The sequence below is a fragment of the Pseudomonas sp. AU12215 genome (assembly GCF_001675465.2).
GTDB classification, from domain to species: Bacteria; Pseudomonadota; Gammaproteobacteria; order Pseudomonadales; family Pseudomonadaceae; genus Pseudomonas; species Pseudomonas nitroreducens.
Map to the genome: position 1 here is coordinate 1 of NZ_MACM02000117.1, position 683 is coordinate 683.

The 683-nt window shown below is 55.9% G+C and carries 1 pseudogene; it reads right to left on the bottom strand.

The window, feature by feature from the left end:
* Window positions 1–587 (bottom strand): annotated as a pseudogene (locus tag A9513_RS35595) (IS4-like element ISPa1635 family transposase); the annotation flags it as partial.
* Between the last annotated feature and the right edge of the window lie 96 nt (window positions 588–683).

Below are 683 nucleotides of genomic sequence, written 5' to 3' on the forward strand. Positions count from 1 at the left end.
AATAACCAGTGCCCAGGGTAACCACGGTCAAACAGCGTCAGGCTGTCAGCCGGCAGGTGCTCAAGGTGCAGATGGGCACAGTCGCGCTCGCCGACGGTCAGGGGCACGATCAGGCTATGCAAGGTTTGACCGTCAGCGACTTCGTAGAGTGTGGACAAGCGAGCCATGGGAAAGCCAGAGTGACTGCCAAAGAAGGTCGCCATGGTCGACTCCAGGGGTAAATGCACGGTCGAGCCATCCACCGCGAGCACCCTCAGCCCACGCCACTTCTGACGCAGCCCGAAGCAGTCAATTTGTTGCTGCAGGAGGCGATTGAGACTTTCAAATACCTCGGGGTTGAGCTTTTTGCGCGCTTTGCAGAAGGCCTGCGCAGTGACCATTTGCGTCTCAGTCGACGCCTGATTGAGTACGCGATAGAACTGATCGAGTTCGGTTTGCAGGGCCGTGCGCGGCTGATTGAGCAGGAACAGGACGAGGTTCTTGAAGGTGAGCTGGCGTCGGCGGGTAAAGTCTTGAGGATTCTGGCGGTGGGCGGCGATGAAGGCGGGACAATCGAGCGGGCTGGTTATTTTTTGTACAATTTTCAAGCCAGGGTTTGGCTGGCGGTGTCAAGCGATGCGGTATAGGTAGTCAAAAGGGCTTCTCCCATGCACTGATTTGAGCGCTAATTATATGATATTTAT